At 35.4% G+C, this 23,672-nt stretch carries 21 protein-coding genes and 1 pseudogene; 11 read left to right on the plus strand and 11 right to left on the minus strand.

Features of this window, described 5'->3' with window-relative positions; all coding sequences use genetic code 11:
• Positions 1 to 41 precede the first annotated feature (41 nt).
• Positions 42 to 1,013 carry a 5'/3'-nucleotidase SurE gene (surE, locus tag RMB06_RS12990; protein WP_311079804.1) on the plus strand — a complete coding sequence of 324 codons (972 nt, stop codon included), beginning with the start codon at positions 42 to 44 and terminating at the stop codon, positions 1,011 to 1,013.
• A gap of 12 nt (positions 1,014 to 1,025) precedes the next feature.
• Positions 1,026 to 1,670: a hypothetical protein gene (locus RMB06_RS12995; RefSeq protein WP_068555757.1), complete on the plus strand. Its 645-nt coding sequence runs from the start codon at positions 1,026 to 1,028 to the stop codon at positions 1,668 to 1,670.
• Between the two features lie 35 nt (positions 1,671 to 1,705).
• Here RMB06_RS12995 and RMB06_RS13000 read toward each other — a convergent pair whose 3' ends face one another.
• On the minus strand, positions 1,706 to 2,146 hold the full coding sequence (locus tag RMB06_RS13000; protein ID WP_032052104.1) for an HD domain-containing protein: 441 nt from the start codon (positions 2,144 to 2,146) through the stop codon (positions 1,706 to 1,708).
• 793 nt (positions 2,147 to 2,939) lie between these two features.
• On the opposite strand from RMB06_RS13000, the gene RMB06_RS13005 reads away from it, so the two are divergent.
• The gene (locus RMB06_RS13005; protein WP_032052105.1) at positions 2,940 to 3,488 is read left to right on the plus strand and encodes a TetR/AcrR family transcriptional regulator; all 549 of its coding nucleotides are present in this window, start codon (positions 2,940 to 2,942) and stop codon (positions 3,486 to 3,488) included.
• Between the two features lie 88 nt (positions 3,489 to 3,576).
• Here the strand turns inward: RMB06_RS13005 and RMB06_RS13010 are convergent, their stop codons facing one another.
• Positions 3,577 to 4,311 (minus strand): hypothetical protein, encoded by a 735-nt coding sequence (locus RMB06_RS13010; protein ID WP_002064743.1) that lies wholly within the window; start codon positions 4,309 to 4,311, stop codon positions 3,577 to 3,579.
• A gap of 129 nt (positions 4,312 to 4,440) precedes the next feature.
• Between RMB06_RS13010 and RMB06_RS13015 the strand changes: the two are divergent.
• A pseudogene (locus tag RMB06_RS13015) lies at positions 4,441 to 4,560 on the plus strand (TetR family transcriptional regulator); the annotation flags it as partial.
• A 203-nt stretch (positions 4,561 to 4,763) separates the two neighbouring features.
• On the opposite strand, the gene RMB06_RS13020 reads toward RMB06_RS13015, so the two are convergent.
• Entirely contained in the window at positions 4,764 to 5,558 is a 795-nt protein-coding gene (locus RMB06_RS13020; protein WP_311079806.1) for a hypothetical protein, read from the minus strand.
• 35 nt (positions 5,559 to 5,593) lie between these two features.
• Positions 5,594 to 10,207 (minus strand): hypothetical protein, encoded by a 4,614-nt coding sequence (locus RMB06_RS13025; RefSeq protein ID WP_032052107.1) that lies wholly within the window; start codon positions 10,205 to 10,207, stop codon positions 5,594 to 5,596.
• Between the two features lie 168 nt (positions 10,208 to 10,375).
• Between RMB06_RS13025 and RMB06_RS13030 the strand changes: the two genes are divergently transcribed.
• Entirely contained in the window at positions 10,376 to 10,894 is a 519-nt protein-coding gene (locus RMB06_RS13030) for a GNAT family N-acetyltransferase (RefSeq protein WP_032052109.1), read from the plus strand.
• Positions 10,895 to 10,974: 80 nt separating this feature from the next.
• The gene (locus RMB06_RS13035; RefSeq protein WP_050675381.1) at positions 10,975 to 11,742 is read left to right on the plus strand and encodes a tetratricopeptide repeat protein; all 768 of its coding nucleotides are present in this window, start codon (positions 10,975 to 10,977) and stop codon (positions 11,740 to 11,742) included.
• A gap of 72 nt (positions 11,743 to 11,814) precedes the next feature.
• Here RMB06_RS13035 and RMB06_RS13040 read toward each other — a convergent pair whose 3' ends face one another.
• A complete protein-coding gene (locus RMB06_RS13040) occupies positions 11,815 to 12,441 on the minus strand; it encodes a LysE family translocator (RefSeq protein ID WP_014206803.1) in 627 nt (208 codons plus the stop codon).
• A gap of 161 nt (positions 12,442 to 12,602) precedes the next feature.
• Between RMB06_RS13040 and RMB06_RS13045 the strand changes: the two genes are divergently transcribed.
• Both RMB06_RS13045 and RMB06_RS13050 read left to right on the plus strand, forming a co-directional pair.
• Positions 12,603 to 13,058, plus strand: coding sequence for an Lrp/AsnC family transcriptional regulator (locus RMB06_RS13045; RefSeq protein WP_014206802.1), 456 nt, complete (start codon positions 12,603 to 12,605; stop codon positions 13,056 to 13,058).
• 193 nt (positions 13,059 to 13,251) lie between these two features.
• Complete coding sequence (locus RMB06_RS13050) at positions 13,252 to 13,833, plus strand: recombinase family protein (RefSeq protein WP_014206801.1); 582 nt, start codon at positions 13,252 to 13,254, stop codon at positions 13,831 to 13,833.
• Between the two features lie 31 nt (positions 13,834 to 13,864).
• Here the strand turns inward: RMB06_RS13050 and RMB06_RS13055 are convergent, their stop codons facing one another.
• From RMB06_RS13055 to RMB06_RS13065, 3 genes are all read right to left on the minus strand, one after another.
• A complete protein-coding gene (locus RMB06_RS13055) occupies positions 13,865 to 14,626 on the minus strand; it encodes an IclR family transcriptional regulator (RefSeq protein WP_032052113.1) in 762 nt (253 codons plus the stop codon).
• Positions 14,627 to 14,791: 165 nt separating this feature from the next.
• Entirely contained in the window at positions 14,792 to 16,063 is a 1,272-nt protein-coding gene (locus tag RMB06_RS13060; RefSeq protein ID WP_032052114.1) for a CitMHS family transporter, read from the minus strand.
• A gap of 44 nt (positions 16,064 to 16,107) precedes the next feature.
• Positions 16,108 to 17,031 (minus strand): SMP-30/gluconolactonase/LRE family protein, encoded by a 924-nt coding sequence (locus RMB06_RS13065; RefSeq protein WP_032052115.1) that lies wholly within the window; start codon positions 17,029 to 17,031, stop codon positions 16,108 to 16,110.
• Between the two features lie 219 nt (positions 17,032 to 17,250).
• Between RMB06_RS13065 and RMB06_RS13070 the strand changes: the two genes are divergently transcribed.
• From RMB06_RS13070 to RMB06_RS13080, 3 genes are read left to right on the plus strand one after another with little or no spacing between them, the layout of a single operon-like run.
• Positions 17,251 to 18,189 carry a hydroxymethylglutaryl-CoA lyase gene (locus RMB06_RS13070; RefSeq protein WP_311079812.1) on the plus strand — a complete coding sequence of 313 codons (939 nt, stop codon included), beginning with the start codon at positions 17,251 to 17,253 and terminating at the stop codon, positions 18,187 to 18,189.
• Between the two features lies 1 nt (position 18,190).
• A complete protein-coding gene (locus tag RMB06_RS13075; RefSeq protein ID WP_171073760.1) occupies positions 18,191 to 19,384 on the plus strand; it encodes a CaiB/BaiF CoA-transferase family protein in 1,194 nt (397 codons plus the stop codon).
• Between the two features lie 51 nt (positions 19,385 to 19,435).
• Entirely contained in the window at positions 19,436 to 20,743 is a 1,308-nt protein-coding gene (locus RMB06_RS13080; RefSeq protein WP_311079815.1) for an MFS transporter, read from the plus strand.
• 112 nt (positions 20,744 to 20,855) lie between these two features.
• Here RMB06_RS13080 and RMB06_RS13085 read toward each other — a convergent pair whose 3' ends face one another.
• From RMB06_RS13085 to RMB06_RS13095, 3 genes are read right to left on the minus strand one after another with little or no spacing between them, the layout of a single operon-like run.
• The gene (locus RMB06_RS13085; RefSeq protein ID WP_311079817.1) at positions 20,856 to 21,698 is read right to left on the minus strand and encodes an SDR family NAD(P)-dependent oxidoreductase; all 843 of its coding nucleotides are present in this window, start codon (positions 21,696 to 21,698) and stop codon (positions 20,856 to 20,858) included.
• 45 nt (positions 21,699 to 21,743) lie between these two features.
• Complete coding sequence (locus tag RMB06_RS13090; RefSeq protein ID WP_311079819.1) at positions 21,744 to 22,604, minus strand: SDR family NAD(P)-dependent oxidoreductase; 861 nt, start codon at positions 22,602 to 22,604, stop codon at positions 21,744 to 21,746.
• A gap of 30 nt (positions 22,605 to 22,634) precedes the next feature.
• On the minus strand, positions 22,635 to 23,549 hold the full coding sequence (locus tag RMB06_RS13095) for an alpha/beta fold hydrolase (RefSeq protein ID WP_311080712.1): 915 nt from the start codon (positions 23,547 to 23,549) through the stop codon (positions 22,635 to 22,637).
• Positions 23,550 to 23,672 lie beyond the last annotated feature (123 nt).

The raw sequence follows: 23,672 nt of genomic DNA on the forward strand, positions 1-23,672 counted from the left end.
CAACTACTATACAAAACGAAATTTAAGAACATGGTAGTTAAGTGATGAAAAAAAGTTTATTGGGCGGCCTTATTCTGTCGTTGTGTACAACTCCAGCTTTTGCGTTAAATATTCTATTGGTTAACGATGACGGTTTAACCAGCAATGTCAAAGCACTCTATGATGAATTAAAAGCAAATGGTCATAACGTGCTTGTGTCTGTGCCTTGTTCACCACAAAGTGGTCGCGGTGGCGCAATCGTGATGTATAGCTCAACGACGATTACCGCAGATAACGATAAGCAAATTGCGGCTGAAAACGGTTGTCACAACGGCGCTGCACCTATTGGCGCACCTGCGGCTGGAATCTTTACCAAAGCGGGTTATACCAATGGCGACTGGAACTACACGCATGGCACACCAGTCATGGCAACAGTTTATGGACTGGATGTGGTTGCACCAAAACGTTGGGGTAAGGCGCCAGACTTAGTTTTATCTGGCCCGAATGAAGGACAAAATGTCGGAAAAGTCGTTGTGCACTCTGGCACGATTGGTAATGTACAGTTTTCAGCAGGACGCGGCATTCCATCTATTGCCTTAAGCGCAGATACAAACACGGTAGATGACAAAACTTTAAACAACCCTAACTCTGCAATTGTGGCAAAACAAACCGTAGTGTTATTAAAAGAATTACAAGCTAAGGCAGGTAAGGGCCAATTGTTGCCAAAAGGCATCACGCTAAATGTTAATTTCCCTAAAAATTTAACAACCAGCACACCTTTTGCTTTTTCAAAAATTGGGACGTATGACTTATATAAATTGAAGTTCCAAGTAACCAAAGACAATAAAGGCAATAACCAATTTGGTTTAGGAATAGATGCGGCTCCTTCGGCGCCAACAGCCGCGCAAATGTCGGATGAAAGCGCCGTAATGCAAAGCAAAATTGCTGTGACTGCAATGCAAGTTGCTTACGATCAGCGACCAGCAGCTCAAGAATGGCTCAAAATTCGTTTAAAAAGCCTATTTAACAAGTAAGGGAGAAAGACCATGAAACGTTGTTTGTTGGTTTTACTTCTTGGGCTTGGCTTGGCGGCTTGTAATGACAATGATCATGATGACCAAGTCTCGACTGAAAAACCTGCCTTAGCTCCGAGCTTAGATGCCGGTACTTATATTATTAGTACCGAAACTGATCAAGAGTTGCCTATGGCGGGCAAATACTATTCTGGCGCAGATGGTTTTAAATTATTGGTTTTAGATGATGACGAAAACCGTGCCAAAATTGTGATGAGTTATGACGCAAAAACCAAAGCTTGGCAGAGCAACCAGTCTAATCAATCAATGACTGTTGAATTTGCACATTATGAAAAAATTGATGATCAGAAAATTTCTCTGAATCAATTGGTGGGTAATTACGATTTATCTTTCCCAGATGGAACAACGGTAAATGCCGAGGTCAATGCACAAGGCAAAATTGTCTCGAAAGACCCAAGTTGTGTGTTTACAGGCGTTATTACTGAAAGTGCATTAGCCAATACTGCAAATTATCAACTGACCGATAACAAGTGTGATGCGCTAAAAAATAACTCGAAAGGTTATGTTGTGGTAGATGATGACTTAGAACCTATGAGTTTTAGACTCGTATCTGACACAGTTGCATCAAAAGACATTTGGGCATTTGCACAATCTTAAAAATAAAAAGACAACGGATTCATTTCGTTGTCTTTTCATTCCAACCTATCTTGCGCCGTTGAAACAATTAGCATGGTTTGAAGATAATAATCTACACGTGAGTGATTATTGTCCTTATGTGAGTTATGCGCATTAAAGGCTGCATCATGAAGTTTTACAACTCGAGCGATCGGATTCGAACTACAACGAATTAAATATTCTTCGCGTGTTTCACTTTCCCGTTTAGTTAATCCATCAACGGCATCACGGACTTCTTTTCCAAATAAACTTTCGATTTTGGCTAGGGTAAGAGGCGTGTCTTCAACGCTATCGTGTAGAAGGGCTGTAATAATGTAGATTTCTGAAAATTGGTGCTCAATTAATGAATTGACGACACCTTTAATATGGTAATCAAAGTAATCATGAGGACCATACTTTTGACCTTGATGAGATTCTTTTGACAATTTCTCGGCTAATTCAACTTTATTTTGAGTCATTTTTTGCTCTTATCACTTTAAGTATATGACACGGCCTAATGTGTGAGATTGGTCGCTTAAGTCATAATTTTATACTGGATAGCGACTCTTAAAAACATCCCTTAATAACAGTAGTGTCTCTTTTTATTTATTCATTCTTGTTTGATAAGAACAAGACCCAACCTTAAATTTTTTTCAACTTTAAAATTTAACTTAATGATATAAAAGCAGATTGTAAATATTACTTAAGAATATCCTTAATTATGTAATTGAATGAAAAATAATAATTATTTAAATATTTTCTAGCCAATTTCACATTGACACTTCAAATATTGGAGATTACCATTTGCGGGCTGGCCTACATTGCCAGTCGGTTGTCGCAGACCGTTCTTCAAGAGCATTAAAAGATTATTCTTTTAGTGTGTATACCCTCGTGCCCCCTCTATGGCGGAACGGAGGGGGACACCCTCGGGTGTGCTGGGTCTTGAAGCCAGTCTGCGAACCCCTTTCGTTCTGCCACCATAATTTAAAATGTCTGGCAGAACTCCATATATAAGGAGTTGGCTTTGCACATCCATTATTTCTTGGCAGCCATTGCCAAAAGCTATAACAACACAGCTTAAAACATTTAACGCAGCTTGATCGCCGTAAGGCTTTTCAGGCTTTAGCTCGTTATTACTTAAAACTTAGACAATTAAACCTTGAGATGTGCTGTGCACAGTCTTTACGGCTTTGCTATGCCTTTTTTCTCCCAAAAGGCAGCGGTTTTTTATATCTCATTTATATACAACAATAATTTTATAACGGTAAACATATGCCAAAAATAGTTCTCCCAACACGTGCAGTACAAGTCGTAAATAAGTCAATTGAGTTATTTCACTACAACGGGTTTCATCTGGTCGGCATCGATAGACTTGTGAAAGAGTGTGAAGTTACCAAAGCAACTTTTTATAACTACTTTCACTCTAAAGAGCGGCTGATAGAAATCTGCCTGATTGTGCAAAAAGAGCGCCTAAAAGAAAAAGTTGTTTCAGTGGTTGAATATGACCGCGGCACAAACGCAGCCGATAAACTCAAAAAGCTCTATTTTTTACATGCAGACCTAGACGGGCTGTACTACTTATTATTTAAAGCCATTTTTGAAACAAAACTGACCCATCCAAAAGCGTACATAACCGCCGTGCGATATAGAACATGGCTCACCAATGAAATATATAGCCTGCTTGGAGCACTTAACACCGATGTTTCTTTTACCGATGCCAAACTATTTTTATATCTAATCGAAGGCGCCATTATTCAGCGTTTAAGTTTGGGTGAAGTTGATGAGAGAGTGGTTGAGGTGTTTTTGAGGGGGATATTATAAAAACTCTATTCTGTGATTTTATAATATTAACTATTGATCAAATTTAATTTTTATCAATAGTTAATATAAGTTATAAATAATATTAGTATTATTTATTAAGTTTCTGAAATAATCTAATGAAATATCTAAAATTAAATAATTTAATTAAAAATATAAGCTTAGTGTTAATCTTGGATTTTTCAATTTTGGTATTTTTATCCCTAATATCAAAAATATCTTTCAATGATAAGGCTGTACTTGCTTTACCACCAAAGTATGATGCTCCTAAGACCAGAACGACATATATTACGCCTGAAAGAATTTTATAAAATGCATAGGTGTCCTTATTTATACTTTTACTTGAAATTAATTCTTTAAGGAAAAATACTTCAAATATTATTAACCCCAAATAAATAAATGCAGCACAAATAAGAATAGTTATTGAGATTGATCTGATTTTCTTGATCGTTTTTTCTTTAAAGATATACTCTAAATGTGCTTGATTATTTTCTACTACTTGTTTTAGAAAAAAATAGCCATGATTTAAATTTGAAAAAACCTTATTGAAGTTCCATAAATTATTAATTCGCTCATTGAACAAGCTATAGTGATACCTAGTAGTTCCTAAAAAATGATTAGTCGCATATTGGAACTGTATAGGTTGCAATAGCTTTTGGCTGAATTTTTTACATAAATCTAAATAATTATCTAACTCTATCTTATCTTTTTCGAAATTTTTCTTCCTCAAGTCAATACGAAATCTTGGTAAAAAAAACCATTTAATAACTGTGCCTAAAAAGCCAAGCCCTACTAAAGCTTCTACTATTATTTTAAACCACTCCATATGTAACCTCCAATTTATTAATGAGTCTTTATCTAAACAAAAAAATTAAAATTTATATAGATAGAAAGGTCAGTATTGCGTCATAAATTGACGTGTGTACTTTATAATTAAGAGTTAGGGGCCTACTATGTTATTTTTACTGATGCCAAACTATTTTTATATATGATCGAAGGCGCCGTCATTCAGGGCTTAAGTGTGGGTGAAGTTGATGGGAGAGTGGTTGAGGTGTTTTTGAGGGGGATGGGGTGAGGTGGCATTTTGATTGAAGTGCCGTACCAATAATTAAATTTAATATGTGGTACGGTATTTAAATATATTCTTTTTATAGAAAGAATTATATGATTTGAGAATTAATCATTATTGTTTTTGAGTTTAGGTGAAAAACCTATTCTTGATATAATATGAAATACTGCTTCTTGTGCTTTAATGATATCTTTAATATTAAAATCCTTTTATTTCCCATACCTTAAATTTGGATTGTTTATAAGTCCATTAATAATATTTATTTCTAATTGCTCCACATATCTATCATTAAATGCTTGAGCTAACTTATCTATTTTGTGACCATATTTTTCTTTTAAATCTTTTAATGTTAATTCAGACTTTAATAACCATGACTTAATAATTTTTTCACCGACTTGTAAATATGAAAATAAAGCTTGTCCATAATGAGGAAAAGTGTTATCTAATTGTATAGATATATTGTTCATATCTGCATAAATTGCTTCTAACATAGCGACATCTTCCTCTCTCCAACCATTGAATATTTGAAAGATATTTATTGCTTTTTTATATTCATTAAATATATAAATTAGTTCATTGTCGTCAAGAGTATTGACATAAAACTGGGTCATATCTTTACACATTCTTAAAATATTTGTTTCATGATTTTCTCCTTTATCAGATAAATCTGTTTCTATAAAAAAGTTACAAGTTCCAAAGAAACGAGGTACGCGATATTTCCATAATTCTTGTTTAATTATTATATAAAAAGCTCCTAAATCCATATTTAATTTTCGCTTATCGCCATATTTAGCTGTATACCAATTATCTAAACATGAACTTAAATAATATTCTAAAGAACCGTCATCTATTTTACCCTTGGGATAAAGTAATATTGGTACATTGAATATATTACTAATTTCTGTAGTTGCTTCCAAAAATCTATGGGCAATAGGAACTCTTCTTTCAATTAATTCATTATCAATCTTTTGAAAAAGCTCATTTAAATTTAATTTTTTATTCATATTATCAACTCTAATTTTCAAATTTTCTAAACTATTTATGCTAGAAGTCCGAAATCAAGCTTATCTGTCATATTCCTTGTAAATGAATGATTACTAGCTAATAATTCGTCCAACATATCTAAGCAATAATCTAGTGTTTCATCATCTTTATCATTTTCTGCTTGATCATATAATCGTTGAATGACTCTCGTGATAGTATCTACATCCATGCGGCTTACTAATTCTTGAGTGTTTAACTTAAGAATATTTTGAATCATGATAATAATAAGGTCACTAAATTGAGCCATATTCATTGAACTTTCTTCTATTGAGTGTAAAACATTATAAATATTATGATTTAAGGCTTTTGAGTGAATATATATATAGAAAAACTCTCGAGCATATCTTTTCGACCAAAACTTTTGATTAAAAAAACGCCCTATATTTTTAAGAATTTCCTCATTTTCTGAATTAACTAAGATGTTAAAGATCCGTTTCATTTTTTGGTGATCATATCCTTTTGTATCATTACCAAGAAGTTGGCTAATTACTGAAGCATAACCCAAAAGACTTTCATGATTTTTGGACTCGAGTCCTTGCTTCAACTCTTCTTCAAATAAACCATTGAATAACCATCGAGCAATAACTTGTTTATGACCTTCTTTTCTAACATCTTGATATGGAGAACTCACCATCATTTGTACAAGAGCTATAAATGACTCTTTAAATTCAATATCAAAAGCTTTATTAAAATAATAGTAATAGCCATTGCTTAGAGTATTTCTTAAGTCCTTTTTACACAACTCTACAAACTTTTGAAAAGCATAATTACGATCATAATTATACATAGGTAGTAGTAGATCAGCAGTTGCCATTCTTACGGCTGCATGTTCATCGTTTAAAGCATTTTCAATAATATGTTTGTGTGAAAGAGCATATTCTTTATCATCCCAAAATTTTTTAGCCAATCCTTTATATGCGCTTCCTCTTGTACAGTTAAGGGTATTTCCATATAAATCATGGCTTGAAATTTCATCTATTTGATTAGGTTGACCTCCTTTGCGAATATTTAATTTATCTAGTAGTGGGTCATCCGCTGATAAAGCAATATCTTCTAATAGCTTTAGATATTTAGTAGATAATAATTTAACTCTTCCAGAAAGTAATTGTTGAAGTGCTCTAGAGTAGTTTTTGGCAGGAAAATGGTCGATAACTTGCTCAATCCACTCAATAGGGCATGGTGACCATTGTTCTTTAAGATGATCTGGGACTTGATCAAGATTATTTTCGCTTAAACCTGAATACAAAGCATCAATATAATCCTGATGTATATGTTTAGGTAATTTTAAAGCGAATTCTGCAAAACGTTTAGGTTCAGCATTCACAGCACTTCTAAAATTACTTGAAAACTGCTGAATACTACATTCAGTACTTTCCTGATCAAATTTAAAGCCTTTAAACTCTTTTGGATCTGTCAGTATTAGTTTTTTCCAAGCCTTACTGGATAATTTTCCAGCATCTTTAATTGGCGATTTAATAGTATTGACTAGACTATTACTTCGATGGCAAAAATCATCATCTGTATATTTTGCAAATTTACGATTGAGTACACTAATTAATTGTGTAGATTTATTGGAAATACGTGAGGTATCCAATTTAGGCAGTAAATAGAATTGAGTTTTTCCCCAATAAGGAGCGTAGTAATTTTTACGAGTAGCTTCTAAACGCCATTTAATCTGATCTAAATTATACTCAGAGTGAATATAGTAGATAGTGTTTTGAATAAGTTCAAAGTTCTCTAGTGTACAATGAGGTGAAAATTTTTCAATTAGTTTCCCAGCCAATTTCCAAACAGGTTCTTCGTTATCATTTCCTAATTTGAACTTATGATTTGGGTTGTCTAACAGCCATTCAATTACAAAATCAGTATGATCTATCTCAAGATCTAAAAGAGCATTAGCATATATACGATTAAATATTAGATTGGAATTATTTTTTAATGGAATTAATAATTGAAAAAGTTCAGTAGATTGTAAGGCCATATTCTGAGAAGCTTTAATAAGGAGAGTGAACAAGGCTTTGTATATAAAAGTTTCAAACGATGTTCTTACAGCATATTCTTCAGACCATTTAAAAGCATCAAAATCCTCAATTAGAGGTTCAGAAAAATACTGATCTAAAAAAGGTAAAAAAATCCTTAGCACATCTTGTGAATGGCTTTCAGCAAGTTTCTCAATAGACTCTGTGTCGTAATCAGACCATTCTTCTCTTGAGCTTAATCTTGTATATAATTCTTCATTACACATGAGCTTTAATAGATGCAAAGCTCTCAATGGATATTCTTTGGTTAAGTCATCCCAAAAAATATAGCGACTGCTGACTCCATTTTGAATTAGCTCAATGCGAAGATTAAATAATTCCTCTGAATCATCACTCATTTTCCAACATAAACAGTTGTATATCTTTTGATTCCACTCAGGTGATCGATTCACAAACTTAGAAAATTCATTAATTAACAAATTTGGAGCTTTATCAGAAACTGAGCTTAAAAGCTCTAGAGCTTTAGATTGCATCTCATCATCTTCATCTAACCAATCACTTAGATATTGATTTTCAGAAAGATATTGAACGAGTGTAGGGCAACCGCTACAACTTAATCTTATAAAATGAGGTGCTAGATCAGAATCTGAAATGATCTTATTTATAAGCTTTTTAAGGGGAGCTTTAAAGTTCTCTATATGCCGTAATGTACTAAATACCAATGATTTTAAGTGGAAACGAATCTCAGAATGAAAAAGAACTGCTTCAATACAATTACAGAAAGCTCTTTCATCTGCTTCATATAACATCGCGAGTGCATATCTGAGATGCTCTCGTTTTAAAAGGGTTTGTTGATTTTTTGAACCTAATTCATGTAAGAAATCTTCAGGTGAACTAAGACCTTGCGAATATAACTTTTTTCCTATTGCATAATCATGGATTGCTTGATGTCTAAAACTAATTTCTCTATTTTGCTCAGTGAGTAATCCGACAGAAATCATAGCTTTCTTAATTTCTGATGAACCAATTGATAATTGAGTTGATGAAACACTTAATTTGTTAGCTTGATTCATTAAATTTATAACTTCATTGAAGAAGTTTTCACTATTTGCTGTGGAAATACCATGACTATCAGTGAGTTGTTCAAATCTATCATCGATGAAAGATTTGATTAAATCTAATTTGGTTGTAAATTTAGGAGCGCACCCTAAATCATTGGCTAGATCCATATAAATACCTAGCCATAAAGGAATTTTTAAAATATTCTGTTGCTCATTACTCAACTGATCATAGTCTTCAAATTGGCTAACATATGGCTTAATCTGATCTGGCTCAAACAGTTTTAATTCCATCTGTTTGACATCACTATTGATTTCACTGATCCAATTTCTTAGACGCACATCATCTTCGAGCTCAAAATTTCGTGTTGCCATAATAATTTTTATATTGGTATGGGCATATTGACGTAGTAAAAGAATCTCTTTAACCATTTTAATGCATATATCTAATGCATTTGATGAGTGAAGAGCAGTCCAACGAAGAGCGTCTAATTGATCAAGCAAGATGATAATTTCTTGACCCTGTCCATATTTTTCTAAGCATGCAATGGGCGAATATGGAAATCCTAAATCTTTTCCAAATTGATCGAGATTTTTTTCAGGAACTCGTCTATCTAGTCGAATAGGAAGAACGATAGTCCCAGATTGAACAAAATGTTTTTTCAAATTTAATAAGAAAGCACTCTTGCCAACCCCTGCATCAGCTTTAATTATTATGATTGGGTTATTATTAACAGTATCTAATGTAGTACTGAACTCGGCACGTTGAATGTTTTGTTGTGATATTAAATAAGGCTCGATTGAGCGATCAAACTCATCATTTAGCGTTGCTATTACATCGGATATATGAGGATGACCCGGATAGGTTTTAAAGGAAAAGTGGTGGACTTCTAAATCTGCTTTAAGAGTATGAGATGTAATACGTGTTCTTAACTTACCACATTTAACAGGGTAAGTTTGAAGGAAATGAACAAGATGACTAGGAGGCTGATAAACTAATTTTTCAGCTAATAATATACATAGTTCATTATCTATATCATCTTCATTATATTTCTTTATTTCAAAACTCTTTAGAAACTGAATAGCTTTGTCCAAATCATCTAAATTTGATGAATCCAAATTTAAACGGCTACATAATTCATTAAATAATTTTAGCCTATCTGGGCTTATATTTTTAATTTGATATTCAAAAAATTCAGAGCTAGAGTTTGTACTGTTTCTAGCACTTTCACAAATATCTTCCAGTAGCCTAAATCCAATTCTAGATACAACTTTGTAAGATTTAGAGCCAGATAAGATGTGTTGTAAACCTTTTGTTAAAAGTTGTTTGGATTGGAGTGTGGCAAGTGTCCAAGCATTATCAGAAAGATTTCCAATTTTGCATTGATGATGTTCTTTAGATCCATCCAAATTACCAATAATAACATCTACAGCATCTTCATCTGGACCAATAGGCTCTACTTGTACATAAGAAATTTTTTCATCTAATAATCTTAAGAGTTGATATGCCACCCAAGAGGATTCATAACGATTTCCAATTTTTTCTGTAAAGCCACCTGGTTCTAAAGACACAAACATTCCTCAATTTTTTTAAAATATTTTTATCATTATAATTTATATATTTTTTTCTAATTTTCCAATAACTAACGTTGATAATATATTGGAAATTCAATATTTTTAAATTTAATAAGTAAAGATTCTAAATTAGTAAATTTTAGTTAAATAACTTCGAGAAAAAATATGAAAGACATCGAAATTTTAGAAATAAATGAAATTGGCGATTATGAAGAAGGCCTATCGTTATTGTTAGAAGACTCTGTAAATAACGGAGCTTCAATAGGTTTCTTAACTCCCATAGAAAAGAACGAAGTCTTAAATTATTGGTGTGAGGTCAACTATAAATTAGCACAAGGTAATAGCCGTCTATGGATTGCCATTCAAGAAAGAAAAATAGTAGGTAGTGTTCAATTGTCTTTGGTGAGTAAAAAGAACGGTGTTCATAGAGCTGAAGTTGAAAAACTCATGGTTCTGACATCTGCAAGAAAACAAGGAATAGCAACGTTATTACTTAATGAGTTAGAAACATTTTCAAGAGAAAAGGGTCTGCGCTTACTTGTCTTAGATACACGTGAAGGCGATGTGTCCGAACTTTTATATAGCAAAATTGGATTTGTTCGTGTGGGTGTCATTCCAAGTTTCGCATTAAGTTCAAATGGGGACTACGACGGCACAGCAATTTATTATAAAAGGCTTGGTTGAATTGATTTTTTTAGAAACAAGAGATTATTTAGTTTCTAATATGTTGTGCTGCAAGCAACTAAAATAAAAAAGGAATTTTAATGATTTTAAAGAAATTTATATTACTAGTCTTTTTATTAATGCTTGTAAAAAATGAAGTGTTGGCCGATTCATCTATTGATGTACTTCTAGATGAAGGTAAAGATTATTTTGAAGGCACTAATGGTAAAGAGCGAGATTATGCTAAAGCTTTAGAACTATTTTTAGTGGCTGCAAAACAAGGAAGTCCATTAGCAGATGCTCGAATTGCATATATGTATCAAACCGGAACTGGTGCAAATCAAGACTATACCGAAGCTTTTAAGTGGAATCTTAAAGCTGCAAATAATGGAGAGTTACAAGCACAATATAATTTGGCATTGATGTATAAAGATGGTTTAGGCACAGAAAAAAGTGATACAAATGCTTTTAAGTGGTTTAAACAAGCGGCACTTCAAGGTGATGTATCAGCTCAAGTAAACTTAGGATTAATGTATCAAAATGGAGAAGGTGTTGATAAGAATGTAGACAAGGCATTCTTTTGGTACAAGAGCGCTGCTGCACAAAATGATTTCATGGCTTTTTATTACATGGGAACTTTTTATGAAGAAGGAATTAGTGTTAAAAAAGATGAAAAACTTGCATTTGAATATTATCGGAAGGCTGCATTGTTAGAGTATGGAATTGGTCAATATGAATTAGCTAGATGCTATGAATATGGAATTGGAACACATAAGAACATGAGCAAGGCAATAAAGTGGTATGGTAAGGCAGCTAAGAGAGGCAGTGACGAAGCTATCGAAAAATTGAAAGAACTAGAAATTAAATAATTCTAAAATAGCTTATCTCATTTAACCTCTAGTTAGGAGCTTTTATATATAATCAGATATTTAAGAAGAAAATTATTTATCCTCTAAAGCAAGTTTAATACCGAGTATAAAAAGTACGGTCCCAGAGACTTTATACATATACGTTAAAAAGTAAGGATTTTTTTGGATTTTATTAGCTAACACTCCAGAAACTAAAGCGATGGGGCCTTTAACTAAAAAGGTTAGGCCAGCGAAGGTTGCACCTAATATAAATAGAGATAACATAGGATTGGTTGAGTTTGGATGAATGAATTGAGGAAGGAAGGCAAAGTAAAAAAGCATAATTTTAGGATTTGAAATATTAGAAAAAGCACCTTGTAAAAAGATTTTAAACGATGAGTCTGGGGCACGATGATTGTTAACTAATATTAGGTCATCTGTAGATCGGAAAAGTTTAAAACCCAAGTATATTAAGTAAATAGCCCCAATAAGTTTTAAAATGAAAAAAAGCCATTCAGAGGCTTGTAGGAGAGTACCAACTCCTAACATTGCTAATATGGTGTGCAGTAATAATCCTGAACTGATACCCGCAGCTGTTGTTATTCCAACACGAGTGCCACTAGATAAAGAGCGTGACATAACGAGAACCATATCTTGACCAGGGGTAAGAATGATCAAAAGAGATGTTGCAATAAAAGGTAAAAGAGAGAGCTCAAGCATGTAGTAACTCCTAAAAAGGATCTGGTGGAAGGCAGGTGAAACTATAATTTCAAATTATAGTAACTAGACTGTAGATGTTGGATGCTAATTTAACTTTAATTTCTTTTGATATTGGTTATATTATCTAATATTGTTTTATAAATTAGTTTTTTGGTTTAATTATGGTTGATTCAGTAGATAAAAAAATTCTGAGAGTGATTCAGAAGAATTCAAATCAAACAAATAGTGAGGTTGCGCAGCAAGTGGGGCTTTCTGCAACTCCTTGTTTACGTCGAGTTCATCTTTTAGAAGAACAATCTGTCATTACAGGTTATGTTGCATTAGTAAATCCATCAGCTGTAGATTTGAAATTTACAGCATTTGTGCGGATTACGCTTGAACGTCAAGATAAAGTGACTATTGAAAATTTTGCAAAAGAAATGGAGCAAGCACCAGAAGTGCTGGAGTGCCATTTAATGGCAGGTACATATGACTATCTTTTAAGAGTTATTGCTAAAGATTTAGAGGACTATCAAAGGTTCCAAATGGAAACACTTACAAAAATCAAAGGGATACAAAATGTTGTTACAGAGATTCCATTGAGGAGTATTAAGCAAACCACATGTCTTCCAATTTAGCATTATTGTGTGAATAAAATTGAAAATTTGTGAAACTACTTATATTGTTATTTGTAGTGTATAAAACTAAATTTTTTTAAATTATTAGTTTTTTAATCTAATGTTATTTTACATGTTGGTTAAATTAGCATCCATTATCTAATCTATTGCAATTATACTTTTAATTAGAAAAGTCAATGTGAATTTTTTTAAAATGCGTATATTTGCTTATATTAGGATAAACCCTGATGAAACAATAGATCTTCATAAATATATTTCTACGTTTGGTGGAAGTGGCTATCATATTCAAAAAAGCAGATTGATTGTTGAGGAAGTACTGGTTGAAAAATCTATTTCATATCGAGATAAGTTTTCAAATTTAGTTAATTATGCATTAGAGGAAGACGATAGTTTAATTGTTAAGGGCATAGATTGTTTAGGTAATTCTTTTGAAGAGATTCTGAACATAATTAATAAAATTGAACAGAAGAAAGTTCGGTTGGTTTGTATGGATTATTCAAAAAATGAAATTAACGGTGATTTGAAAACTGTTTTTATACACTTTTTGAAGCTTTGTACTGATTTTGAAAAAAAATTAGGTGTTCACCATAATGTATGTGAAATAAATAGAAGCACGAAGAGAGTGGGTCGTCCTGAAAAGCTTTCCGAGGCCCAAAAGAACCAAGTTCTTGAAAGTTATAAAAAGGGAAAAAGTATCTATTGTTTAGCTAAAGATTTCTCTGTTACTCGTACTGTAATCAGAAGAATTTTAGATAAAAATAAATGTAATATTTAATCCCTCTATTTATAATGGTAGCAAATTTTTGCTACTTTATATTATTAATGAGTTTTATAAGGGGGCTAATTTCTCCTCCTAAATACTTTGACACCTGAATACTACATTCAAGTAAAAGCGAAATATTTTCGGCAATTTTCTCTTGGGTTAAACGTTCAGAAGGACCTGAAATAGTAAGTGCCCCTTGTAACTGTCTACCATTGCTAAATACAGGTACAGACAAAGAAGACGTTTCTGGGTCACGTTCTCCAAATGAACTTGCCCAAAACTGATTTTGGATTTGTTGTAGATTTTCATCTACTTCAGTTTGAGAAAATGCACGAAGAATTTTACCCGAAGCCCCAACATTCACTGGAAAAGTATCTCCTTCAGAGATAGAAACCTTTACAGATCGAGCTGGTTCAATGCGAAACAGAACCACGCGCTTATCGTTATCTAAAATATAAAATGAAGAAGTTTCACCTGTTTCTTTGGTGATTCTTTCCAAAATAGGATAAAGCACATCTTTAAGCTTAAAAGAATTTTGATAAATTCTTGATAATTTTAACGGTGTAATGCCTAAAGAAAATTGACCATCTTCATTTCTAACAACATAACCATGACGTTCTAATGAACTTAGTAATCTAAGAATAGTACTTTTATATAGCTTTGTACGGCGTGAAATTTCTGCGAGAGATAAGACGGGGCTATCGATATCAAAAGCATCTAAAATAAGTAATGCTCTATCTACGGCAGCTACACCTGAATTTTGCTTATCCATTTGGCTATCAGGATCTTGGGTTGATTTCGTCATACAAAAATATAAAAACTCAATTAAATTTAAGTGTTTTAGGAATAAATAAGTATAGCTGTAATTTAAAAGATGAAATAGATTTTTTAGTGAATGTAAGCGTGTGGCAAGATAAAACATAGAAGGATATAAAAAGTGCCTTCAAATTTTGAAAGCACTTTTATTAATTTATATAAGATCGATAACTAGAGCCGCAACATACATCACTAGGCAAGTTCCCGTACACCAGAGTATGGATGCCTTTTGATTTTCACCATAATCTACATTGGTTAAAGAGCATAATAGATAGGTAGAGGCAACCATTGGGCTTAACAAATGAATAGGTTGACCAATTAAACTTGCGATAGCCATTTCATTTGCACTGATCCCATAATGTGAGGCAGTTTCAGCAAGAATAGGTAAAATTCCAAAATAAAAGGCGTCATTCGTCAAAATGTAAGTAAATGGCATGCTAATAAAAGCAGTAATCGATGACAGATAAGATCCAGACGATGCAGGAATAATTGAGATGAGATGCTGAGCAATAGCTTCAATCATGCCTGTACCTGTCATGATTCCTACAAAAATGCCAGCAGCAAAAATCAGAGAAGAAACTGCTAAAACGCTATCTGCATATTTCGCGACTAATTTTTTCTGTTCAGAAAGTTCTGGGAAGTTAACCACTAAACCGATACAGAATGCTAAAATGAACAGAGGCGCTAAAGGCAAATAACCTTTAATCATTGAAAAAACCAGAAGAATAGTAAGTATCAGGTTAAACCATGATTTCCAGCTTTTCGTATTTTGCTCATGATGGATAAGATCGTCATCAGGTTTAATTTCATGAATACCTAAGCGCTTTCTTTCTTTTAAACCCAAGTAACAAGCGACAAATATGACCCAAATAAGACCCGCACACATCACGGGCAACATTTGTAAGAAAAGTCCAGTTGGGTCGACTTTAAGTGCGCTCGCAGCTCTAGAAAATGGACCAGCCCAAGGTAAAATATTCATTACCCCAATTGACAGTAATAGAACAGTTGCCATGACTTGTGGTCGGATTCCAATTTTTTTGTACAAAGGCAACAAGGCTGTTGCGACAATAATATAAGTCGTTGCGCCATCACCATCTAGCCCGACACAAATTCCAAGAATAGCTGTACCTACAACAATTTTTAACGGGTCGCCTTTAACAATTTTAATGATGAATTGAATCAGCGGATTAAAGAGGCCAGCATCTGTCATCATGCAAAAATACAAAATTGCAAAGGTAATCATGATGCCAGTGGGAGCAAGTAGCTTAATTCCATCAATCATCATGCTACTCATGTCTGTGACATGACCAGTCAAAAGCGCAAAAATTACTGGAATAAGTACTAAAGCTGTAAGGGCGGATAAGCGTTTCGACATTACCGCATACATAAATACAGCGATCATGCTGTAACTTAAAAAAACTAACATAAATCAATCCTTGATTTACTTAAGAAATAAATTTTAAGTAGAAATTAATGATGAGAAAACATTGGCTTACCCGAATGTTCTAAATAGGTAGTTAAGATAGAACCGGTAGATGAATCGATCATAAATAATTGCTTATTTTCATGACCACCAAAGGCTAGATTGGTAATCGTTCTACCAGCACACGATTTAATGCGATAAAGGGGTTCTGCATATTGGTTAAATACCCATACACATGCTTGGCCAGCATCACAAACATATAGATTTTTATCAGCATCTAAAGCAAGTCCGTCAGCACCGCTTAAACCTCCAGCGAGTGTAGTAAAAATGCCCACTTTTGTAGTAGAGCCATCTTTTTGGATTGGTAAACGCCATACAGAATTTCCACGGGTCATTGCGACAAATAAAGCTTTTTCTTCATAGTCCATGACCAAACCATTTGGACTTGGAGCATTATTAATAAGACATTCAAGATGTTCTGTATTCATGTCATAGCTGAATACACGTCCTGTAGGGTCATGCATTCCTGTCTGGCCTTGATCTGTAAAATAAAGTTTTCCATCTTGAGAAAAAAATAAATCATTTACCCCTTTAAAACTTTCACTTTTGCGATGCGTTAAAAACGGGCTAACCACACCTGTATTGGGGTCTAATTGCATGATTCCATTTTTATAATCAGCAATAAAAATTCGACCATCATTATGTATTTTTAGACCATTTGGCCAGCCGTCATATTCCGCTAAAAGGTCCCATTGACCTTCTGGAGATATTTTAAAAATTCGTCCAAACGGAATGTCGGTAACAAATAAATTTCCATTTTTATCGAAAGAGGGTCCTTCTAAAAAGCTCGTTACTTTTTGACCCGGTTTATTAGCACGAACCCAGTCTGATTCATCATGCTTTAAAAAAACTTCAGGAATTTGACTAAAAACCTGAGTTTGTAACTCTTTCGGTGGTACGAAAAGACTCATACAAGCATCCTTACTGTTCTATTCTACAGAACAATGTTCTATTTATATTTATTTTTTAGCTTATTTTTAGTCCTGTCAAGTATTTTTAAATTTTTCGAATTTTGTGGTTGAGCTATAAAAATTTTAATTTGCATTAAAAATAGAACTGTGTTCTATTAGATAGAACGCTACTGGCGTTATACGTGAAAAATATTCTTGTGCAATAGGAAATGTCAGCTTATGAGCCATTCAAAGGACATCGATATATTGGTGAGTGAGGTTGGACCTCGCGATGGTTTGCAAAGTATTAAACAAACCATGCCAACCGATATGAAGAAAAAATGGATTTCAGCTTTAGCTCAAGCGGGATTAACTGAAATAGAAGTTGGATCTTTTGTATCTCCAAAATTGCTGCCACAAATGGCGGATTGTGGAGAGCTGGTTAAACATACTTTGACTTTAAAAGACGTATTCGTGACCGCTTTAGTCCCAAACCTAAAAGGTGCCGAAAATGCATTTCAAGCAGGAGTTCAAAAAATTACGATTCCTGTTTCAGTGAGTGAACCTCATTCACTATCAAATATCCGTAAAACGCATGCTGAGGTTTATGAAGAAGTAAATTCAATTGTTCAGCTTAGAAATGAAAAATATCCCGAAATATTAATAGAAGCAGGTCTATCCACAGTTTTTGGCTGCACCATTCAAGGTGTAGTTACAGAAAATGAAGTCCTAACGATGGCCCAACGAATGGCCCAATTAGGCGTAGATGAGATTGGCCTAGCAGATACGGTTGGATATGCAAATCCTGTCCAAGTCCGCAGTCTATTTAAAAAATTAAAACTGGAAGTCGGGAATCTAGCAGGCAGCGCCCATTTCCATAATACGCGTGGGCAAGGTCTAGCTAATGTTTTAGCCGCGGTTGAAGTGGGTGTTACGACTTTTGACGCATCGCAAGGCGGTATTGGCGGTTGTCCATATGCCCCAGGTGCATCAGGCAATATTGTTACTGAAGATTTAGTTTACCTGTTAGAAAGCATGGGACTACGCACTGGTATTGATATCGATCGACTTGTTGAAGCGCGAGAGTGGTTAAAGCAAGGAATACCGGGAGAGCCACTCTATGGATTTATTCCAGATGCAGGCGTAGGTAAAAACTTCAAATATGCAAAGGACCAATAACATGAAAGATGAAAAGAAACTTCCACTGGCTGGAATCCGAGTTTTAGAATTCGTACATATGGTTATGGGTCCTGCATGTGGTTTACTTCTCGCAGATTTAGGGGCTGAAGTCATCAAGATTGAACCATTACCTCAAGGTGATAACACACGCAGGCTTATGGGGTCGGGTGCTGGCTACTGGATGACTTATAACCGTAATAAAAAAAGTTTGTCAGTTGATATTAAAAGTGAAAAAGGAATGTCACTTGTTAAGGATCTAATTAAAACTGCGGATGTTGTGATTGAAAACTTTAGACCCGGCGCGATGAAAAAACTAGGACTCGATTATGAAGGGGTTAAATCAATTAAACCCGATATTATCTATGGTTCAATGAAAGGTTTTTTACCGGGTCCTTATGAACATCGGACAGCCTTAGATGAAGTCGTACAAATGATGACTGGGCTTGCGTATATGACTGGTCCTGTGGGACGTCCATTACGTGCTGGAGCATCTGTTAATGATGTGATGGGCGGAATGTTCTGCGCTTACTCAATTGTTGCAGCTTTATACCAACGTCAATTAACTGGCCAAGGTCAACTTGTCGAAACTGGTTTATTCGAAAACTCTGCATTTTTGGTTGCACAGCACATGATGCAAAGAGCAGTTACAGATAAGCCTGTAGCTCCAATGCCAAATCGTGTTTCAGCTTGGGCAGTATATGATGTTTTCAACACTAAAAATAATGAACAAGTCTTTATTGGTGTAGTTACGGACTCGCAGTGGCTCGCTTTCTGTGATGCTTTCGGCTTAGAAGCCCTAAAAAATAATCCAGATTTCGCTCAAAATAACCAACGTGTAAAAGCACGTGAGCAAATCCATCCCATTATTCGTGAGACGCTTAGCCAATTAGACAAAACAAAAGTAATGGAGCTATGTGAACAAGCTGGTTTACCTTTTTCTCCGATCCAACGACCAGAAGATTTATTTGAAGATATTCACTTAAATGAGTCAGGAGGTATGGGGAAAGTAGTTCTAGAAAATGGTAAGCAAGTAAAGGTTCCTTTATTACCATTTACGATGGATGGTCAACGCTTTGGTGTACGTGAAAACGTGCCGGAAGTTGGTGAAGATACTATAGAGGTTCTTACTTCTTTAGGTTATGACCAAGCAAAAATTAAAGAGCTTACTGATTCGCAAATTATTAAATCTAACTAATGCTTTTAAGCATTAGTTTTTTTATTCGTGTTTTATGCAAGGACTGCATATATGAACTCTTCAAATAATGCTTTCAATCTGCAACAAGCAGCATGTGATAGTGCAATCAAAAAGGCAACTTGGCGTTTCATTCCATTACTCGCTTTGGCATATTTTTTTAATTATTTAGATCGCACGAGTGTTGGATATGCTGCATTACAAATGACAGACTCGCTTGGTTTAACCGCAGCCCAATTTGGGTTAGGAGCGGGAATCATGTTTGTAGGTTACTGTTTATATGAAGTTCCAAGTAACCTAGCAATGTATAAGTTTGGTGCCCGAGTCTGGATGGCCCGAATCATGATTACATGGGGAATTGCTGCCGCTGCCACAGCATTTGTGATCGGCCCATATAGTTTTTACTTTATTCGTTTCTTATTAGGTATAGCGGAAGCTGGTTTTTTCCCTGGTGTTATTTTCTTTTTAACTATCTGGTTTCCAACACAATATAGAACCCATATTCTGGCTTTATTTACTATTGCTACTCCCATTTCATTTTTAGTGGGTGGCCCTCTATCAATATGGCTCCTAGGTTTACATGGTCATATGGGTTTAGAGGGGTGGCAATGGATGTTCTTAATTGAAGGATTACCTGCGTGTATTTTGGGTATTATCACGTATAAAGTATTGAAAAATAATCCTAAAGATGCGCATTGGCTAACTAATGAAGAGCGTAATGCTTTAACTGATGCATTAGCAAATGAAAAGAAAAAAGCAGCAGGTAACCATCATTTCAAAGATGCATTGAAAGACGTTAGAGTTTGGATATTAGGATCAATTACTTTTAGCTTCACGTTAGGAACTTATGGAATTGGGATTTGGCTACCACAGATGTTAAAGGCCCAAGGCGTTGAATTAAGTTTAATTGGTTGGGTTGCCGCAATTCCTTATTTCTTCTCAACAGTTGGTTTGTTAATTTGGGCAAAACATGTAGACCGAACAGGTAAGCCTATTCGCAATTTAGTTATTGCGCTCGTGCTTGCAGGAGTGGCACTAATTATTGCCTTGAACCTATCAGGCTTAGTACCAGCGTTAATCGGGATTAGTATTGCTTTGGTTGGTACGATTTCCGCAAAAACCATTTTCTACACTTTACCCGGCAAATTTTTATCAGGAGAGGCAGCGGCAGGCGGTATAGCTTTAATCAACTCGATTGGTGCGTTTGGTGGATTTGTTGGCCCATATTTAATGGGTTATTTAAAAACAGCAACGGGTTCATTCACTAGTGGGTTTATGATTATGGGGTGTATCCTTTTCTTAGCAGCCTTTATGACAGCTCTTCTTCATATTGCTATGAAAAAGAGGGAATTACCTCAGTAAGTGCTTTATTGTTTTGCTAAACTAGAGTCGACTTAAAAAGCCTTATAAAGATATAAGGCTTTCTTAATTAAATAAACACGGATATCTCCACAACATCCGTGTCTTAAAAGACCTAAAATGAATTATGCTTTTTCTCTGCCAATAGCATGGTCTGTTTAAGCTGCTTACGGTTGAAGCCTAGAAGCTCAATCACATTTCTAAACAGTGCTGGTGCTTTGGCAATCGGAGTATTTATTTTAGGTACAATCGTCATATCTTTACGCCGTTCTATGCTCTCAACTACACCTGAGACAACTTCTTCAATAGAGATATATTTCCAAATACCCGAGTTACCTTTCCACACCGCGTTACCTGCTGGGTCATTTTGAATACTGTCCATCATTGGGGTCTTAAAGAAGGTCGGATGAAGGCTACCAACAGCTATATTTGAATACTTTAATTCTAGACGAAGGCTATCACATAAAGCCCAAACACCAGCTTTACTCGAAGTATAGTGAGTGTTTAACGGGGAGTGGACGAAAGCTGCCATTGAGGACACAGCCAGTAAGTATCCCTGAGTTTGTTTTACATACGGTATAGCTGCGCGGAAAGTACGAAATACCCCTGTAAGGTTAATATCAATGGTTCGCTCAAAGGTTTCAGGAGCCATATGTTCTAATGCTTCGGTTGTAGCTATACCTGCATTTGCAATCACCACATCAATTTTACCGAAGTGTTGAGCTGCATTTGCCATAGCAGTTTCTAGGCTTTCCAAAGAGCATACATCGGCTACCCAACCTGCGGCAATGCTTTTTCCACCTAGCTGTTTTGCCTGACTTTCAACTTTGTTAAGGTCTAAGTCTAATAATGCGAGTTTTGCACCTTTGGCCTGTAATGCATGAGCAATCGCAAGACCAAGACCACCTGTTGAGCCTGTAATTACCACAACTTTATCTTTTAATTTGTATTTAGACATATCAGATTTCCAGACATTTTTATAAATGAGTTTTAAGGAAATGGATTATTTCTGAACAGGTTTAGATTCATTTTCAAGTTGTTGAAGTAATCCCTGCAATTTCTTATGGCGGATAACCATTGCATCACTAGCTGCACTAAACATTCCGCGTAATATCGAGAACGGAACCCAGCGCACTGGAGCAAAAATGCGTGGCTGGCGACGCTGCACACCTTTTACAATTGCTTGCGCCATATATTCCGGAGAAATAGGCTTGCGTAACCATGCCGGAAATGCTGCTTCAATCATCTTCGTTACAGTTGCGTTACCCCCAAAGGCAACCTTGGCGATTGGTGTTGCTGTCCAGCCTGGATAGACAACACTAGCGGTTGCATCAGTATATGCAATCTCTGTACGAAGACAGCGTCCGAGCATTTCTACTGCCGCCTTTGAAGCCGCATATGGAGCGTTTGCCATTCCATTGACGAAGCAATAAACAGAAGAGGTTATGAGGATTTGTCCTTTATTGCGAGTCACCTCAGGTAATGCAGCACGGACTGTGCGCCAGACACCAAGTAAATCAACCTCAACAATCTTATCGAACTCAGCTTCATCACAGCTAGCAATTGTCGAAGCACCATCACGCCATGAGATACCTGCATTAGCAAAAGCTATATCAAGATGTCCAAAGTGTTTTATTGTTTTCTGGACTACCTCTTTTGTGGCTACTGCATCAGTAACGTCTAGCGCTAATGGTAAAACCCGAGATGCCTCAAATTCAGATGCAAGTTTATCTACAGCTTCCTGTTGCATATCGGTGAGTACCAAGTTTGCACCTAATGTATAAAATTCACGGGCTGTTGCTGCACCAATTCCTCCAGCGGCGCCTGTAATTAAAACAACTTTTTTGTTAAGGTCATATTTCATGGTTTTTCTCCAAATGTTTTAAATTTACTGTTACTTGACTGGAACGATGCGTTTAAGAAAGTCGATCTGATCACGAACAACACGCTCAAAAGCCTCTCCAACGTAAATTTCAAAATGACCATCGGCGTAGTGCTTAATTTCATGATTGGGTGTATGGCTCGCATGACGCAATGTTGTTTTTGAGGGTGCAACAGAGTCGGTATCGCAGACACAAAACAACACGGGGGCTTGAATACGTGATGTCTTACGGCCCGGGTAATAGCGTATGATGTCGAGTACAAAACGTGCAGCGACATAGTTTGGAATATTTGATCCTGAAGGCATGAGTGCGAGATAGCCTGAATAAGCATCAGGTGCATTCATTAATGCTGTATGTCCTGTTGGAGCTGCAAGAGGCACCATGACTGGCTTGGCGCCGAGCATTGATCCAATCTTGTCTTTTAATGCGAGTCCCGTGAGCTTAAGGGTCGTTATTGGGTTCATTGCCATGCTAGATGAGAAACCATCAGTGAAGGGGCATTGTGATATAACAGCAGCAAGCCGATTATCATTAGCAGCTGTTGCCAATACATGGCCTCCACCGAAAGAAGTCCCCCATATAATCACGCGGTTTGGGTCAATTTTGTCTAGGCTACGTGCATAGGCAATAGCGGCTTTCCAGTCTTCAAGCTGACTTTTTATGTCTAGTAATTGTCGAGGTTGTCCTTCGCTATCACCAAAATAGCGATAATCAAACACTAAACAAGCATAACCTTCTGCCACAAAGCGTTCTGCAAAAGCAGTTAAACGCATTCTACGAGTACCACCCAGACCGTGCGCCATCACAATAATTGGTGTAGTGGCCTCAGTTGCTGGACGATATAAATAGGCACTGCATTTCAAGCCATTTGAATTAAACTGAACATCAAGTGGCGCTTGGGGCACATTATTTAGACTTTTACCCATCGTATTTTTCTCAATATTGGCTATAACGCTATCTTCTGAAAAATAATGAGATTGGGCTTGATGAAAGCTGCCATATTGCTTGATACTTTGCGCCAAAATTTGGATTGAGCAGGTATTTTTAGT

The organism is Acinetobacter sp. V104_13 (assembly GCF_031798995.1).
In the GTDB taxonomy this organism is placed as follows: Bacteria; Pseudomonadota; Gammaproteobacteria; order Pseudomonadales; family Moraxellaceae; genus Acinetobacter; species Acinetobacter pittii.